Origin of the sequence: Sphingobium sp. MP9-4 (assembly GCF_005281675.1) — a bacterium.
GTDB lineage: Bacteria > Pseudomonadota > Alphaproteobacteria > Sphingomonadales > Sphingomonadaceae > Sphingobium > Sphingobium yanoikuyae.
This window is the reverse complement of record NZ_LUFI01000055.1, coordinates 22,213-38,134: the sequence shown is the minus strand read 5'-3', so window position 1 is coordinate 38,134 and position 15,922 is coordinate 22,213. Positions and strand designations below refer to the sequence as shown.

The following is a 15,922-nucleotide window of genomic DNA, read 5'->3' as shown; positions in this document are numbered from 1 at the left end:
ACCATCGGTGCGGTCGCGCTGCCGGGCCATGAGCAGGGCATCGTCCTGCGCACCGACCAGCCGCGCGCAATCCCGCCGGCGCCCGAGAAACTGCGCATGGTCGTCTCCCGCACCCGCCCCGCACCCCAGGCGGTCGCGGTCGCAGAGGCGCTGGGCGCCGAGCTGGTGCCCATGGGATCGGCCGGCGCCAAGGCCATGGCCGTGATCCTGGGCCAGGCCGACATCTATCTCCATGCCGGCGGCCAATATGAATGGGACAGCTGCGCACCCGCCGCCGTCGCGCTCGCCCACGGCCTCCACGCATCCCGCATCGACGGATCGCCGCTGACCTACAACCAGCAAGACACATACATGCCCGACCTCCTCATCTGTCGGCATGAACATGCCGACAGCGTGCTGGGGGCACTGAAGGGCTAGGGGCGATCGACATTCAGATGATGACGTGACGAAAATGGTGGTTTTCCGTGACCCTTGAAACGAGTCACGTGCCTCGTTTCAACGCAGCGTACTTAAAGTACGTGAGCACCGGAAGCGCGGAGAACCGCCATTTGCAGGCCGTCAGGGCTGAATGTCGATTGCCCCTAGGCGCGGGTCGCCAGTCCGGCACCGACATCGGCGCCCGCCCAGGCGCGCCAGCGATCACCGTCGGGGTCGATGTCCACCCGGTCGGTCAGGTCGAAGATCTTCACCGCCGGTCGATCGACATGATAGGCCAGCCAGTCCGGCTCAGGCGCGCCATGGCGAACGAAATGGGCGATATGATCGGTCATCCGCCGGCCGAGCGCCGCGCGGCGTCCGCGCATCGGCCCGCCCCGCGCAAAGGCGGCGCGCAGCCCGCGCATCGGCCAGGTCAGGGTCAGGTCGAGCCCATGGGCGGCGCCGGCGATCGGATGGCGATAGTCGAAGCGATAGAACCAGGTCGGCGCCTGCCTCGACTGGCGATCCGCGAAATGGCGCGTCGGCATCAGGAAGGTGAGATCGGTGGCGAGCGCGCGGCGCCCCGCCTTGTCGCGGGGATAGGCGTCGAGGATGCGCGCGGCGTGATCGGCCGGCAATTGGGCATGGAGCAATGCTTCGAGTGCCGGCCAGTCGGTCGGCAGGATATCGCCGGGCATCAGTTCGAACAGGCGGATTTCCTCACGCGTGGCGCCGGCGAGCAGCGGCACCGGCGCGGCCGGCTCAGCCACCGCCTGCGCCAGCGAGGCGGGCAGCAGGTCGCCGTCGAACCAGGGGGCAGAAGGAATGGTGCCGGGATTGGCGGCACCGGCCGCGCCCTGCGCCTCGAACAGGCGCATGAGGTCCATGCCGCGCAGCGCGGCGAGATCGGGGTTGCCGAGCGCCGCCATATAATCGCGCGCCACCTGTTCGCTGCGATCGCGGCCATGAATCAGGCTGACGGCACCGCTCTGCATGATCGCGCCGGCAAAGAGGTCGCGGGCAGCCGGGGCATGGAGCAATAGCGAGACCGACATGGAGCCGGCCGACTGGCCGCCGACCGTCACCCGCGCCGGATCGCCGCCGAAGGCCGCAATATTGTCGCGCACCCAGGCGAGCGCCGCAATCTGATCGCGCAGGCCGAGATTGGAAGGGATGCCCGGCACGACCGCGCCGAAATTGACGAAGCCGAGTACGCCCAGCCGATAATTGATGGTGACGACGATGATGTCACCGTCGCGGGCAAAGTCGCTGCCGTCATAGCTATGGCCGCCACCCGCGACGAAGGCGCCGCCGTGAATCCAGACATAGACCGGCAGCGGGCCGGTCGCGTCGTCGGGCACATGGATGTTGAGCGACAGGCAATCCTCGGCAAAGTCGGGCATCGACAGCCGCGCCCGCTTCGCCTGATTGCCATACATTTGCGGACATTGCGGACCGGGACGTGATGCGTCGCGCACATCATTCCACGCGACCGGCGCCTCCGGGGCAGCAAAGCGGTCGGCCCGTGCATAGGGAATGCCGCGCCAGCATCGCACGCCGTTCGCCAGGGTGCCGCGCACCGGCCCAGCCGTCGTCGTCACCGTCAATCCGTCCATGCCGCGCCTCCCGTCTTGCGGCGAAGATGCTAGGCGGCGCCGGGTGAGGCGCCAACGCACGGGGCGGAGATAGCGGCGGGGCGATGCCCCTGCCCGATCAGGGCTGCATCGACGGGGTGACGACCAGCCGGTCGAGAATTTCCGCCATGCGATCGAGCGGATAATCGGGTTCCTGCTGCAGCCACCAGGCGAGAATCTCGACCGTGGCGCTGACCGCGAAGACGATGCGCAGTTCATCGGGCAGCCAGCCGGCATCATGCGGCCTCTGCTGCGCCAGCTGGCGCGCCTGATCGGTAAATTCCTGCTTGAGCATGGTCGCCGCGCCGCCGGTCAGGAAGGCCGACCAGAGCGCGCGCCGTTCGGCGACATAAGCGAACAGGGTCATGCAGGACTGGCGGGCATCGTCGGCGAACAGGATCGGCAGCGCGCGCTGCAGCAGATCGGCGATCTGTCCGGCAGCGAGATCGTGCAGCAGCGCATCCTTGGACGGATAATGGCGGAAGAAGGTGGCGTAGCCGACCTCCGCCTCGCGCGCGACCTCGCGGATCGTCACCTGATCATAGGGGCGGGTTTCCAGCAGGTGGAGCATCGCGTCGAGCAGCTGGCGGCGGGAGCGCAGCTGGCGCGCGTCGGTCGGCAGATTATCCATCGGGGCCATGGCTTAGGGCCTTCGCACCCGCCTGAACAGAGGGGAGGATCGCCCGGCCGATGATCCGCCCCCGCCCCATTGCCCGGCGCCCCTGCCCGACTAGGGTCCGGCCCGACAGGAGAGGAAGCACGCCATGGACAACCGGATCGAGACGCTGATCGCCAGGGAAGAGATCAGGGAACTGGCCCAGCTCTATTCGCGCGGGGTCGACCGGCAGGATTTCGCGCTGATCCGGTCGCTCTATACCGCCGACGCGACCGACAGCCATGGCGCCTATTATGACGGGCCGGTCGACGGCTATGTCGCCTTTCTCGAAGCGTCGCTGCCGCACATGCATATCGGCAATCATTTCGTCTGCAACCATCTGGTCGAGGTCGACGGCGATACCGGCGAAGGCGAGGTTTATGCCATTGCCTGGCACCTGATCCCCGACGGCAAGGGCGGGCTGCTGCACGATATCCAGGGGGTGCGCTATATCGACAGCTATCGCCGCGTCGATGGCCAGTGGCGCTTTGCCAAGCGGGTGGTGAGCTTCGACATGAAGCTGCTGCAACCCGCCGCCGACCATGGCGACAAGCCGGTGCCGGTGGATGATCCCAGCTATGCGCTGCTGGCGCCGCTATTTGCACGTGGGGCGGGCCGCTAGCCGCTTCGCCGCAGCGATGTCGCCGCCGCTTCCTTGACAGTCAAATCAACAATCCTGTTGATGATAGTCAAGAAGAGCGGCGCGACAGGCGCCCGCTGGAGCGGATGATGGCCTTTTCGACGATCGACCTGACCGCGCGCATCGGCACCGAGATCCGGACCGACGCGGCAACCCTGGTGTCGGGCGCCCATGCCGACACGATCCGGGCGCTGTTGCAGCAACGCGGCGTGCTGATCGTGCGCGGGCTGCACATGAGTCGCGAAGATCAGCTGGCCTTTTCCCACACGCTGGGCCGGGTCCAGCCGCAGGGCGAAGGCGGCATCTTCAAGGTGACGATCGATCCGAAGGAAAATCCGGGCGCCGAATATATCAAGGGCGCCTTCTTCTGGCATATCGACGGGGCAAGCGACGACGTGCCCAATTTCGCCGCAACGCTGAACGCCAAGTCGCTGTCCAGGACCGGCGGCAGCACCTATTTCGCCAATACCTATGCCGCCTGGGACGACCTGCCCGAAGAGGAGAAGACGGCCTATGACGGGCTGCGCGTGGTCCACAGCTTCGAGACATCGCAGCGCTATGTGAACCCCGAACCCACCGTGGCGGAGCTGAATTTCTGGCAGATGCGCACGCCCAAGGTCCATCCTTTGGTCTGGACCCATGAGACCGGCCGCAAGTCGCTGGTGCTGGGGTCGACCGCCGACCATATCGAGGGGATGGACCCGGCGCAGGGCCGCGTGCTGCTGTCCCGGCTGCGCGAATGGGCGATCCAGCCGCAATTCGTCTATCGCCATGACTGGACGGAGGGCGACCTGCTGATCTGGGACAATAGCGGCACGATGCACCGGGTCGATCCCTATCCGCTGGAAGAAAATCGCATGATGCACCGCACGACGATCGAGGCGATCGAGCAACTAGTCGGCGCCTGAAAGCGACACCGAAATTGACATATAGGAAGGAATTGCGATGACGAGGTCTCTCAACGGCCGCACGGCCGTGGTCACGGGTTCGGGTTCGGGCATTGGTCGCGCGATCGCGCTGCGCCTGGCCGAAGATACGGCGAAGATCGCGGTGTGGGACATTAATGGCGACGGCGCGGCCGAGACGGTCAAGCTGATCGAGGCGGCCGGCGGCACCGCCATCGCCATCACCGCCGATTGTTCGGACAAGGCGGCGATCCATGCGGCGGCAGAAGAGACGCGGGCGAAGCTGGGGCCGATCGCCATCCTGGTGAACAATGCCGGCATCGCCCCCTTCACCCCGTTCATGGACATTGACGACGATCTGTTCGACAAGGTCATCCACATCAACCTGCGCGGCCCCTATCTGCTGACCAAGGAAGTGCTGCCCGACATGCTGGCCGCCGGCTGGGGTCGGGTGATCAACATCACCTCCTCCTCGGTCCAGTCGGGCTCCTTCGCCCAGGGCCATTATGTCTCGTCCAAGGGTGGCCTGATGGGCATGACCAAAGCGCTGGCGCTGGAATTCGCGCCGAGCGGCGTGACCTTCAACATGGTGCCGCCCGGCTTCATCGATACGCCGATGCTGCGCGCCGCGCCGATCGACGCCGACGCCTTTGCCCAGACGCTGCCGATGAAGCGGATCGGCAAGCCGGAAGATATCGCCGCTGCTTGCGCCTATCTGGCGTCGGAAGAGGCCAGCTACATCACCGGCCAGACGATCAGCACCAATGGCGGCCGCTATATGGGGTCGCATTAAGAGTTTGCTGGAAAATGCGCGGAAAAACGCATTTTCAAGAGGCCGCACCGGCCCACACCCCCACCCGACCACCCAGCTATGATATCCTGATGGGCGGTCGGGTGGGGGTGTGGGCCGGTGCAGACGCGCCGAAGGCGCCAGACGAAAGCGCAGACGCTTGCATGGGCGGCCCGGCCATTTATGCTCCAGCCATGGTCCAGAAACGTCGCGTCGGCGCCGAAAGCTCCGAAACCCGCGCCCGGATCGTGGAGGCCACCGAACAGGTGATCCGCGACGAAGGCTATGCCGCCGCCAGTTCGCGCCGGGTGGCGCTGCGCGCCGAACTGCCGCCATCGCTGGTCCATTATTATTTCCCGACCACCGACGACCTGCTGCTGGCGGTGTTCCGCCGCGGCGCCGAACAGAGCGACGCGATGATCGAGGCGGCGCTGACCAGCGCCGATCCGGTGCGGGCACTGTGGCGCTTCTTCTCCGACCCCAGCCGCAACGCGCTGGCGATGGAATTTGTCGCCATGGCCAATCATCGCAAGGCGATCCGTGCCGAGATCGCCCGCCACAGCGAAGCGATGCGGGATCGCCAGGCGCAGTTGATGGAGCAGCTGCTGGGCGATCGACTCGCCGATCACAAGGTGACGGCGGCGGGCCTCAGCCTGTTGCTGGCCGCCGTCGGCCGCACCCTGGTGATGGAAGCCGACATGGGGGTCGCGAGCGGACATGCCGACGCGCGCGCTTCGGTCGAGGCGCTATTGGACGAATTGCTGCTGCCCGAAAAATGAGAGGCATTGACTTTTCCATGCAAGCATGTTGAACATGTGTTCAAACGCGCAGGGATGCATAGGAGAGCAAGGCATGTCCGCCACCACCATTACCCGTTTCGTGCATGAAGATATCAAGCCGAGCATCGGCAGCCGCATCCTCAACAGCAAGGAGGAACTGCTGGCCGGCGAACTGGCGCCGCAGATCCGCGAGCTGCTGGAGCAGCGCGGCGTGCTGGTCTTCCCGAAGATCGACTTCACCGACGAGGAACAGATCGCCTTCACCAAGACGCTGGGCGCCTTTGCCCCCGAGCATCGCGGTGGCGAGGAAATCCACAAGATCACCCTCGACGTGAAGGAAAATCCGCAGAGCGCCGAATATCTCAAGGGCTCGCTCTACTGGCATATCGACGGCACGATGAACGATGTGCCGATCCTCGCCTCCTTGCTGTCGTGCAAGGTGCCGGCCACCTGGGGCGGCAATACCGGCTTCTGCAACACCTATGCCGCCTATGAGGCGCTGACCGACGAGCAGAAGGCCGAATATGAGACGCTGCGCGTGATCCACTCGGTTTGGGCGACGGTCTTCTATTATGAACCCGAACCCAGCCTCGCCAAGCTGAAGGGGATGCGCCAGGTCGGCGAGAATGAGCTGCCGCTGGTGTGGAACCACAAGTCGGGCCGCAAGTCGCTGGTGCTGGGCTGTACCGCCCAGCGGGTCAAGGATCTCGATCCCTATGACAGCGCCGAAATCCTGGTTGGGCTGCGCGAATGGGCGACCCGCGAGGAATTCAGCTACAGCCATGAATGGAGCGTCGGCGACCTGGTCATCTGGGACAATACCGGCACCATGCACCGGGCCGAGAAATATGATCCCGACTGCAATCGCATGATGCACCGCACCAAGCTGCAGGGCGAAGAACCCTTCGAATAAGGATCGGCCCCACGGCCTTTCCACGCCCGCCGCCCAACCGGGTTGGCGGGCGTTTTGCCCTGCCCCCGGAGCATCGTCATGAGCAATCCGCTGACCTTCGGCTATCTTTATGATTTCCGGAACCCGCCCCAATGGGAACGGCGCCCGGCCGATCTCTATGCCGAGATACTGGACTTCGTCGCGTGGAGCGAAACGGCCGGGTTTGCCGGCGCCTGGGTACCCGAACATCATGGCGCGCAGGATGGCTATATGCCCGCGCCCAATGTCGCACTGGCGGCGATCGCGGCGCGCACCAGCCGGATCAGGCTCGGATCGGCGATCGCGCTCGCCCCGCTCTATCATCCGGTCCGTTTTGCCGAGGAATGCGCGGTGCTGGATATCCTGTCCGACGGCCGGCTGGAGATGGCGCTGGCAATCGGCTACCGCCGCCGCGAGACCCAGGCCTATGGCGTCGATTTCGGCAAGCGCGGCGCGCGCTTCGACGAATTCCTCGCGATCGTCCAGCAACTCTGGGCGGGCGAGACGGTCGATTTTGCCGGGCAACATTACAGCATCGCCGGCGCAACCCTGCGCCCGGCCGCGCCGCGCGGCCGCATCCCCCTCTATATTGGCGGCTTTGCCGAAAAGGCGCTGGCGCGGGTGGCCAGATATGCCGACGGCTATTTCGGCAATGAGGAGGTGTGCGGCCTCTATGCCGACAAGCTGCGCGCCGAGGGGAAAGACCCGGCCGCCGCGCGCATCCGCATCCAGAGCCTGTTCACCCTGGTCGCCGAAGACCCCGAGGCGGCGATGGCGGAGATGGCCCCCTATTTCCACCATGTGAACGAAACCTATGGCGCATGGCTGGCCGAGGATCAGGCGTCGGGCATCGACAAGGTGGCGCTGAAACCCATGTCGCTCGACGCCTTCCAGCGCAGCGGCATCCTGCAGATCCTGACCCCCGCCGCGGCGATCGACCATTTCCGCGCAATGCAGCAGCGCATCAATGTCGAGCATATCATGATGATGATGCCCCCCGGCCTGCCGCCGGCAAAATTCCAACCCTATGCCCAGCTGTTCGCCGACAGGGTGATGCCCGCCTTCTGAAGGGCGGCGTCAGTTCCCCTGCAAGGCGCGGCGCAGCGCCGCGAAGCGCATCGCCTGAAGTGACTGCATCTGCGGCGTATCGGGGCCGGCCAGGCCGAAGCCATGATAGGCGCCGGGCGTCACATGGAGTTCGACCGAGATGCCGAGGGCCAGCAACCGGCGGGCGAAGTCGATATCCTCCTCCAGGAACAGGTCGAGCGCGCCGACACTGATGAAGGCGGGCGGCAGGTCGGACAGGTCGGGACAGCGGGCCGGCACGGCGTCGGTCGGGACATGCTCGGTCCCCGCTTCCTGCCCGAGCAGTGCCCCCCAGCCATAGCGGTTCTGCGCCGGGGTCCAGACGAACCGGCCGGTGACCGGATGGAGCGGCGCGCTGCTGCCGGTGCGATCGTCGAGCATCGGCGCGTCGAGCAGCATGAAACGGATCGGATAGGCGCCCAGGTCGCGGGCATGGATCGCCAGCGCCACGGCATGGCCGCCGCCCGCGCTCTCGCCGCCGACCGCGATGCGGCTGGGGTCGATGCCCAGCGCGTCGGCCTGTTCATGCAGCCAGCCGAGCGCCGCGTAGCAATCGTCGCGCGCGCCGGGGAACGGCGTCTCGGGCGCCAGCCGATAATCGACCGACAGGACGACACAACCCAGCTGCGCCACCCAGGCCCGGTTGGACAGGTCGCTCATATCGGCCATGCCGAGCACGAAGCCACCGCCATGAATATGGAGATAGGCCGGCCGCCGCGCGTCGCCAATCGCCTCGGCCGGGCGATAGAGCAGGCAGCGGACATCGGGCGATCCGGGCGCGCCGGGCAGGAAGACTTCTTCCCGCTGCACGGCGGCCAGCGCTTCGGGCATCGGCTCGGCCGGGCGGGCGGCAAAGGGCTGGCGGAAGGCGGCGATCGTCTGATCGCTGAGGTCGAGCGGCGGGAAGAGGTCGAGCGCCGCGCGCAATTCGGGGGCCACCAGTTGCCGCGCCTCGTCCATCGTCCCGTTCCTCTATTGAGCGTCGCGCGGCCGGTCATAGGCGGCGCCATCGAAATGGTCGAGCGGCACCAGGGGTTCGGCGGTGAAGTCGATCACCCGGCCGACGCGGATCGCATGGACCGCATTTTCCGGCTGGAAGGTGAAGCAATTGGGCGGCACGCGGGTCGCGGTCGATTGCCGCTCCATCGGAATCAGCCGGCCATTGGCGAGGATCGTGCCCCATTGCAGCAGCCGGGCGGCCTCACGCCGGGGCTCATCCAGCGCGTCGATCCACGGGCGCAGCTTCATCAGCGACTGGCCGGCAATCTCGGCGGGCGCGACCATGACATGGCGGCGATGCGCGACCTGCAGCAGCGGTACGCCGTCGCGCCGGATCTCCGCCACGGCCAGATCCTCCTCGATCGGATCGCAGGCGAGAATCTCATAGCGGGTCGGCGCCGCCTCGCCAGCGTGCGCCGCCGCCAGCACGGCCAGGTCGTGCAAATGGGTGCAGTTCGCCTTCTTCTCGCCGCGCGCGGCCGCCTCAGCCAGCACGACACCCGTGAAGGTCGCCTGAAGCACCGCCGGCGCGCCCGGACAGGTGGTCCAGGGCACCCGCTCCATGATCGCGTCGACGCCGCTGATGCGCGCGCCGTCATGGTGCAGGATGACGGCCATGCTGTGATAGTCATCCTCGACTGCCGCCGTCACCCGGCCGGGCAGCGGCGTCACCAGGAAGCGACGGCGAAAGCCGGGCAGCATGTCCAGCATGCCGCTGTCCATCGCGATCAGTCCTTCGCCAGCAGCAGCGCCGCCGCCATGGGGCCGCCACCCGATGTCGCCACAGCCACCTTCGGGTCGCCAGCGATCTGGCGCGCGCCGCCCTCTCCGCGCAACTGCACCACCGATTCATAGGCGAATCCAAAGCCGTGCAGCCGTCCCCAGCCAAGCTGGCCGCCGCCGGTGTTCATCGGCAATTCGCCGTCGAGCGCGATGCGCTTGCCGCCTTCGAGGAACTGGCCGCCCTCGCCCACATCGCAGAAGCCCAGCCCTTCGAGCCAGGTGATCGGCTGGAAAGCGAAGCCGTCATAGAATTGGACGGTATCGACATCCTTGGCGGTGTAGTCCGTGTTCTTCCACAGGTCGCGCCCGGTCGGATAGGCGCTCGCCCATTCGGCCTGGTCCCAGCTGTAGCGCTCGACCGATCCGGCGCTGGCGGCGATGCGGATAGGCGTCGTCTTCACCTCGTCCAGCGCATCGCCGGCCGACACGATCAGTACGGTCGAGGCATCGGTGAAACGATCGCAATCATAGAGGCAGAAGGGCGAACTGATCATCCGCGCCGCCATATACTCGTCCATGCTCAGCGGCTTCTTGACGATCGCGCGCGGGTTGCGCGCGGCATTGGCATGATCGTTCAGCGCCACCTGGGCGAGCTGTTCGCGGGTCAGGCCATAGCGCTTCATGTGGCGCATCGCGAATTGCGCGGTCCAGTTGGCGGCCGAAAAGGCGCCGAAGGGCGAGACCCATTGCGAATTGCCCGACACATCCTTGCGCCGTTCCATCGGCGGGAATTCTTCGGGGCGAGCCAGCGCTGCCGCCTCATAAACGGTGCGGAAGCACAGGACATGGCGGGCAAGGCCGGCCTTCACCGCCATTGCCGCCTCGGCGATCGCGCCCAGCTGCGCCGTCGCCTCCGCCGCGCCGATATGCCAGCGTGTGTTGAGCCCCAATATCTCGATCACATCGTCCGAACTGACCGGCGAGAAGCCGAGGAAGGTCGACATCTTGCCGGGATAGGTGGCGACGCCGTCAATCTGATCGAGAGTCAGGCCGGCGTTGGCAATCGCCTCGCGCACGGCGTCGAGCGTCAGGCCGAGCGGCGACCGGGTCAGCCGCACGCCGACCTCCGACATGCCGATGCCGGTGATATAGGCTTCGCGCGCCATGCTCATGCGACCTTCTCGAACAGGGGGAACCAGATGCCGTCCTGCTCCTCGAAGGTGACGCGGACGCGGTCATCCATGTCGACGGCATCGACCGGGCAATTGACGATATTGCTGGTCAGATAGACGCCGGGTACGTCGTCGAGCCGGACACGGGCGATGACGAAGGGCACCTCCATATCCTTGGCCCAGGCCTGATAGTTGATCGTATAGGTGTCGACCGCGCCGGTGCCGGCGACCGCATGGGGGCCGACATTTTCCGACTGGCAATGACGGCAGATCTCGCGCGGCGGATGGGTGAACTGGCCGCAATCGTCGCAGCGGGTGATGTTGAGCTTCCCCTCCGCCCCGCCGGTCCAGAAGGCGCGGTTTTCCCGATCGAGGCGCGGGCGCGAACGTTGCCAGACCATCAGACATCCCAGACCAGGTTCAGGCTTTCGATGCCGATCACATGGCCGCCATGGAAGACCGTGGGCTTGGCCGGATCGAGCCGGAATTCGGGCAGGCGGGCCAGCATCTCCTCATAAAGAACCTGCAATTCGACGCGCGCCAGGTGGGAGCCCAGGCAGCGATGCGGGCCGACACCGAAGGCAATGTGAACATTGTTCTCGCGATCAAGATCATAGCTGTCGGGCTGCGGGAATTCTTTCGCATCCAGATCGGCGGCGGGCAGGAACAGCTTGAGCATGTCGCCGGGCATCATCTTAGCCCCGGCCAGTTCGGCCGGCTTCTTGATGACCCGCATCGGCACGGTGAAGGTATAGCGGCGCAGCATTTCCTCGGCGGCTTCGGCCACCAGCTTGGGCTCGGCCCGCAACTTTGCCTGCAATGGCAGGTCGAGCGCCAGGCCGCGCATGGCCAGGCCCATGCCGTTCATCACCGTGTCGAGGCCGGCGATGAACAGCAGCACACCATAATTCTCCATATCGGCAAGCGTGCTCGGCTGGCCGTCCACCTCCAGCTTCCACAGCATGGAAATGATATCGTCCTTCGGATTATCCCTGCGCTCCAGCACGGTATCGCGCATCGCCGCGGCAATGCGTTGCAAGCGGCGCATGGAGCCTTCGCGATCGGTATCGATCGCCTCCATATGCTCCTTCACGATCTGGCGATATTCCGGCAGCCGTTCCAGCGGCAGGCCCAGCATCTTGAGGAAGACCTGCACCGGCAACGGCTCGGCCACCGTGCTCATGAACTCGCACTGGCCATCGGCCTTGATCGCGTCGATCAGCTCGCCGGCCAATTCGCGAATGCTGTCCTTCAAGGCCGCGATCGTCTTGGGCGAGAAGACCTTCTGCAGCGGCTGGCGATATTTGGTATGTTCGGGCGGATCGAGCGTGATCGGGATCGGCTGCGGAATATGCGGCGCGCCCGGCGGCAGCGAGGCGAGCAGCGCCTTCATCTTGTCGGCCGGCACGAACTCGCTGGAATAGGTTTCGGTATCGCGCGACGCTTCATAATTGGCGGCGTGGGTCAGCGCGACCCAGCCGCCGCCATTGCGCGGCGTCCAGAAGACCGGCGGCGCCGTCTTCAGCAGGTCGAGGATGCGCGCATGCGGATCGGCCAGCAGGCCCGGATCGGCATGGACATCGAAATCATAGACGAGCGCGTCGGGCACATGGGCCGGCTGTGGCGCGGCGGGGCTCAAGGTGGCGTGGGCCATGATTCTCTCCGTCTTCCCTGCTGGGGCGGGCGCGTGCAGGATGCGTCCCTTCTTGTCGGACCCGTTTTGCCCGGCGGCCCGGCAAAGGCAAAGGGGCTGGGTGCGGCAATGCCAGATAACGCCCCGACGATCCGCGCCGCAGCTCCGTATCGCGATGGCGATTGTGCCGGGCGCCACGTTGATCGGGGCCGTAATCTCCTTTCTAAGGAAGGTCAGAATAGCCGGAGAGGGCAGATGAGAATCCGCATCGAAAAGTCAGGCTGCGTGGGCAATGCCCGCTGCGCCGCCGTGTCCGAGGACATGTATCCGCTGGACGAGGACGGCTATATCGCGACCGAGGGTTTCGACGTGGCAGACGGTGAACAGCAGACCGCCAAGCGCGGCGCGCGCGCCTGCCCCGAACGCATCATCGTCGTCGAGGAAGATGATGGCAGCATCAACTGGCCGCCCAAGGCCAAGGCATAATCAGAGAATCCGGGAGAGCGAGATGAGCGACATTTTGGGCTATAAGGGCAAGCGCGTGATCGTGAGCGGCTGCTTCTCCGGCATGGGGGAGGCGACCGCCAAGCTGCTGCTGGAACTGGGCGCCGAGGTTCATGGCCTGGACTTCAGGGACAGCAGCCTGCCGCTCGCCTCCTTCACCAATGTCGACCTGCGCGATCCGGCCTCGATCGAGGCGGCGGTGGCCGGCATCGGCGGCAAGGTGGATGCGCTGTTCAACTGCGCCGGCCTGCCCCAGTCCTTCCCGCCGCTCGACGTCATGAAGGTGAACTTCATCGGCCTGCGCCACCTGACCGAACAGGTATTGCCGCTGATGGGACCGGGCGGCGCGATCGCCAGCATCGCCTCCACCGGCGGGCTGGGCTGGAGCCGCCGCATCCCGACCAACATGGAATTCGTCACCACCAAGGGTTATGACGCCGCCGTCGCCTGGTGCGAGGCGCATCTCGATGATGTGGTCAAGGAAGGCTACAGCTTCTCCAAGGAGAATGTGATCGTCTGGACCCAGTATATGGGCGCGCATCTCATCAAGAAGGGCATTCGCATCAACTGCACCCTGCCCTCGCCCACCCAGACGCCGATGATGGCGACGTTCGAGGCCGCGTCCGGCAAGGATGTGGTCGCCGCCGCCGCCGAACCGATGGGCCGTTACTCGACCCCGGCCGAACAGGCGGGCGGCATCGTCCTGCTGAACAGCGATCTGGCCGGCATCGTCAATGGCGTGGTCTTCCCGGTCGATGGCGGCTTCATGGGCGGCGTCGCCACCGGACAGGTGGACCTCAGCGTCATGATGCGGCGTTCGGCGCCCGCCGAGGCCTGAACCCCATGAATTTCGACCTGACCGACGATCAGGAGATGATGCGCGACATGTTCGCGCGCTTCCTGGACGAACATAGCAGCATGGCGCGGGTGCGCGCCGCCGCGCCGAGCGGCTTCGACCCCGCTTTGTGGCAGGGGCTGGCGGAACTGGGCGCGCTGTCGATCCGCGTGCCCGAAGAGGCCGGGGGCCTGGGCCTCGGCCTGTTCGACGCGACCATCCTGATGGAGGAAGCGGGACGGACATTGGCATCGGGGCCGCTGGCCGAAGCGCTGGTCGCGGCGCGATTGCTGGCGCAACTGGGCGGCGAGGCGGCGGCCGATCTGCTCGGCCGGGTGCTGGCGGGTGATGCGGTCGCCAGCTTCGCCTTCGACGATATCGCGGACACGCCCGTCCAGTGGATTGGCGGTGGCCTGGTGGCCGAAGCGGTGCTGGCCCGGTCGGGCGAAGACATCATCCTCGTCACCGTGCCGGCAGAGGCACGCAAGGCGGAGGATAATCTGGCCTCCACGCCGATCGCAGAGATCGACCTGTCGGCGCATCCGCGCACCGTGCTGGCATCGGGGGCCGAGGCGCTCGCGATCTTCGCCGCCGGGATCGAGGAATGGAAGCTGCTGATCGCCGCCGGTCTGGCCGGCATCGGCCGCGAGGCATTGAAGCTTGCCGCCGCTTATGCCTGCGAGCGCAAGCAGTTCGACCAATATATCGGCCAGTTCCAGGCCATTTCCCATCCGCTGGCCGATATTCTCTGCGAGATCGACGGCGGCAAGTTCCTGGTGTGGAAGGCGATCCGCGACCTGGCCGATGGCGCACCCGAAGCCGGGGGCGCGATCTCGATCGCCGCCTGGTGGAACGCCAACAGCGCGACCAAGGCGGTGGCGCAATCGCTCCACACCTTCGGCGGCTATGGCCTCACCACCGAATATGACATCTTCCTCTATAATCTGCGCGCCAAGGCCTGGCCGCTGATCGGCGGCGATCCGCAGCGCTGGCTCGATGAGGCCGGACGCCGGCTCTACGCCGATGAGGCCGCCGCGCTGCCCGATGCCGGGCCTATGCCGGTCGATTTCGACCTGGGCGAAGCGGCGCAGGCGATCAAGGACGAGATCAACGCCTTCTTCGCGGCCAATGTGACGCCCGAGATGCGGGCGACCTTCCACTATAGCTGGGAGGGCTATAACCCCGAACTCAACCGCAAGCTGGCGGCGCAGAATCTCCTCTATCTCGGCCTGCCCAAGGATGTAGGCGGCCGGGGCCTGTCCGCCTATGAGAAGACGGCGGCGATGGATGCGTTCGAGGAGCAGGGATATAACAACCCCGCCGCCAATGTGACGCAGATGGTGTCGCTCATCATTCACCGCTTCGGCACCGAGGAGCTGAAGCAGGCGGTGCTGCCGGAAATCATGCGCGGCGAGGTGATCTGCTCGCTCGGCTATTCCGAACCCGGATCGGGCTCCGACGTGTTCGCGGCGCAATGCCGCGCGACGCAGGAGGCGGATGGCAGCTGGCGGATCGACGGCACCAAGATGTTCACGTCGGGCGCCAACCTGTCCACCTATGTGCTGATGCTCTGTCGCACCAACCCGGACGTGGCCAAGCATAAGGGCCTCACCATGTTCATCGTGCCGCTGAAGGCCGATGGCGTGACGGTGCAGCCGGTCCACACCTTCCAGGATGAGCGCACCAACATCACCTTCTATGATGGCGTGCGCATCCCCGACAGCTGGCGACTGGGCGAGATTGATGGCGGCGTGCGCACCATGAGCGCCAGCCTGGAACTGGAACATGGCGGCGGCTTCGCCAAATATCAGCGCAAGATGCTGCAGGCCGGCGAAGCCCTTTGTCGCGAACTTATCCACAGGGGCAGGCCGTTGATCGAGGATGGCGGCGCACAGGCGCGGCTGGCCCGCACCGCCGCCAATCTGTGGGCGTCGGAACTGATCACCTATCGCGCCCAATGGGTGATGTCGGAAAAGAAGCCGAACCATGCCTATGGCCCGATGGCCAAGATGTTCAGTTCGGAGAAGTTCCTGACCGATGCGCGCGACCTGCTCGATCTCACCGCCCCGGCCTCGCTCTCCAAGCGCAAGGGCCCGGCGGAGGAGATCAACATGTTCTATCGCCACGCCCAGGGATCGACCATCTATGGCGGCACCAGCGAGGTGCATCGCAGCATGATCGCGGAAAAGGGCCTGGGCCTGCCGCGCACCCGCGCCTGA

General features: G+C 65.9%; 17 protein-coding genes. 10 read left to right on the top strand and 7 right to left on the bottom strand.

Annotated elements, in window-relative coordinates; translation table 11 throughout:
• Positions 1 to 417: inositol monophosphatase family protein (locus A0U87_RS17835; RefSeq protein WP_276609734.1), on the top strand; the 417-nt coding region annotated here is incomplete at its 5' end.
• A 164-nt stretch (positions 418 to 581) separates the two neighbouring features.
• Here A0U87_RS17835 and A0U87_RS17830 read toward each other — a convergent pair.
• Both A0U87_RS17830 and A0U87_RS17825 read right to left on the bottom strand, forming a co-directional pair.
• Positions 582 to 2,033, bottom strand: a complete 1,452-nt coding sequence (locus A0U87_RS17830) for a carboxylesterase family protein (RefSeq protein WP_048939220.1) — start codon at positions 2,031 to 2,033, stop codon at positions 582 to 584.
• 97 nt (positions 2,034 to 2,130) lie between these two features.
• Positions 2,131 to 2,691, bottom strand: a complete 561-nt coding sequence (locus tag A0U87_RS17825) for a TetR/AcrR family transcriptional regulator (RefSeq protein WP_037512969.1) — start codon at positions 2,689 to 2,691, stop codon at positions 2,131 to 2,133.
• A gap of 124 nt (positions 2,692 to 2,815) precedes the next feature.
• Between A0U87_RS17825 and A0U87_RS17820 the strand changes: the two genes are divergently transcribed.
• The 6 genes from A0U87_RS17820 to A0U87_RS17795 all read left to right on the top strand — a co-directional run bounded on the left by A0U87_RS17820 (position 2,816) and on the right by A0U87_RS17795 (position 7,819).
• Complete coding sequence (locus tag A0U87_RS17820; RefSeq protein ID WP_048939221.1) at positions 2,816 to 3,328, top strand: nuclear transport factor 2 family protein; 513 nt, start codon at positions 2,816 to 2,818, stop codon at positions 3,326 to 3,328.
• 104 nt (positions 3,329 to 3,432) lie between these two features.
• Positions 3,433 to 4,254 (top strand): TauD/TfdA family dioxygenase, encoded by an 822-nt coding sequence (locus A0U87_RS17815; protein WP_170978420.1) that lies wholly within the window; start codon positions 3,433 to 3,435, stop codon positions 4,252 to 4,254.
• Positions 4,255 to 4,291: 37 nt separating this feature from the next.
• The gene (locus A0U87_RS17810) at positions 4,292 to 5,044 is read left to right on the top strand and encodes a 3-oxoacyl-ACP reductase family protein (protein WP_048939222.1); all 753 of its coding nucleotides are present in this window, start codon (positions 4,292 to 4,294) and stop codon (positions 5,042 to 5,044) included.
• Between the two features lie 191 nt (positions 5,045 to 5,235).
• The gene (locus A0U87_RS17805; protein WP_234415706.1) at positions 5,236 to 5,820 is read left to right on the top strand and encodes a TetR family transcriptional regulator; all 585 of its coding nucleotides are present in this window, start codon (positions 5,236 to 5,238) and stop codon (positions 5,818 to 5,820) included.
• A gap of 73 nt (positions 5,821 to 5,893) precedes the next feature.
• Positions 5,894 to 6,733, top strand: coding sequence for a TauD/TfdA family dioxygenase (locus tag A0U87_RS17800; RefSeq protein WP_037512962.1), 840 nt, complete (start codon positions 5,894 to 5,896; stop codon positions 6,731 to 6,733).
• A 78-nt stretch (positions 6,734 to 6,811) separates the two neighbouring features.
• A complete protein-coding gene (locus A0U87_RS17795; RefSeq protein ID WP_048939224.1) occupies positions 6,812 to 7,819 on the top strand; it encodes an LLM class flavin-dependent oxidoreductase in 1,008 nt (335 codons plus the stop codon).
• Positions 7,820 to 7,828: 9 nt separating this feature from the next.
• Here A0U87_RS17795 and A0U87_RS17790 read toward each other — a convergent pair whose 3' ends face one another.
• Genes A0U87_RS17790 through A0U87_RS17770 form a run of 5 tightly spaced genes read right to left on the bottom strand, consistent with a single transcriptional unit; the run spans position 7,829 to position 12,385 of the window.
• Positions 7,829 to 8,797, bottom strand: a complete 969-nt coding sequence (locus tag A0U87_RS17790) for an alpha/beta hydrolase (protein WP_048939225.1) — start codon at positions 8,795 to 8,797, stop codon at positions 7,829 to 7,831.
• A gap of 12 nt (positions 8,798 to 8,809) precedes the next feature.
• Positions 8,810 to 9,559, bottom strand: a complete 750-nt coding sequence (locus A0U87_RS17785) for a DUF2889 domain-containing protein (protein ID WP_048939226.1) — start codon at positions 9,557 to 9,559, stop codon at positions 8,810 to 8,812.
• 5 nt (positions 9,560 to 9,564) lie between these two features.
• Positions 9,565 to 10,731: a thiolase family protein gene (locus A0U87_RS17780; RefSeq protein ID WP_048939227.1), complete on the bottom strand. Its 1,167-nt coding sequence runs from the start codon at positions 10,729 to 10,731 to the stop codon at positions 9,565 to 9,567.
• Positions 10,728 to 11,132: an OB-fold domain-containing protein gene (locus A0U87_RS17775; protein WP_048939228.1), complete on the bottom strand. Its 405-nt coding sequence runs from the start codon at positions 11,130 to 11,132 to the stop codon at positions 10,728 to 10,730. The genes A0U87_RS17780 and A0U87_RS17775 overlap by 4 nt, the downstream gene beginning before the upstream one ends.
• Positions 11,132 to 12,385 (bottom strand): cytochrome P450, encoded by a 1,254-nt coding sequence (locus A0U87_RS17770; RefSeq protein ID WP_010336460.1) that lies wholly within the window; start codon positions 12,383 to 12,385, stop codon positions 11,132 to 11,134. Before A0U87_RS17770 ends, A0U87_RS17775 begins: the two co-directional genes overlap by 1 nt.
• 234 nt (positions 12,386 to 12,619) lie before the next feature.
• On the opposite strand from A0U87_RS17770, the gene A0U87_RS17765 reads away from it, so the two are divergent.
• Genes A0U87_RS17765 through A0U87_RS17755 form a run of 3 tightly spaced genes read left to right on the top strand, consistent with a single transcriptional unit; the run spans position 12,620 to position 15,922 of the window.
• Positions 12,620 to 12,850 (top strand): ferredoxin, encoded by a 231-nt coding sequence (locus A0U87_RS17765; protein ID WP_048939230.1) that lies wholly within the window; start codon positions 12,620 to 12,622, stop codon positions 12,848 to 12,850.
• Between the two features lie 22 nt (positions 12,851 to 12,872).
• A complete protein-coding gene (locus tag A0U87_RS17760; protein ID WP_010336461.1) occupies positions 12,873 to 13,706 on the top strand; it encodes a coniferyl-alcohol dehydrogenase in 834 nt (277 codons plus the stop codon).
• Between the two features lie 5 nt (positions 13,707 to 13,711).
• Positions 13,712 to 15,922, top strand: coding sequence for an acyl-CoA dehydrogenase (locus tag A0U87_RS17755; RefSeq protein ID WP_048939231.1), 2,211 nt, complete (start codon positions 13,712 to 13,714; stop codon positions 15,920 to 15,922).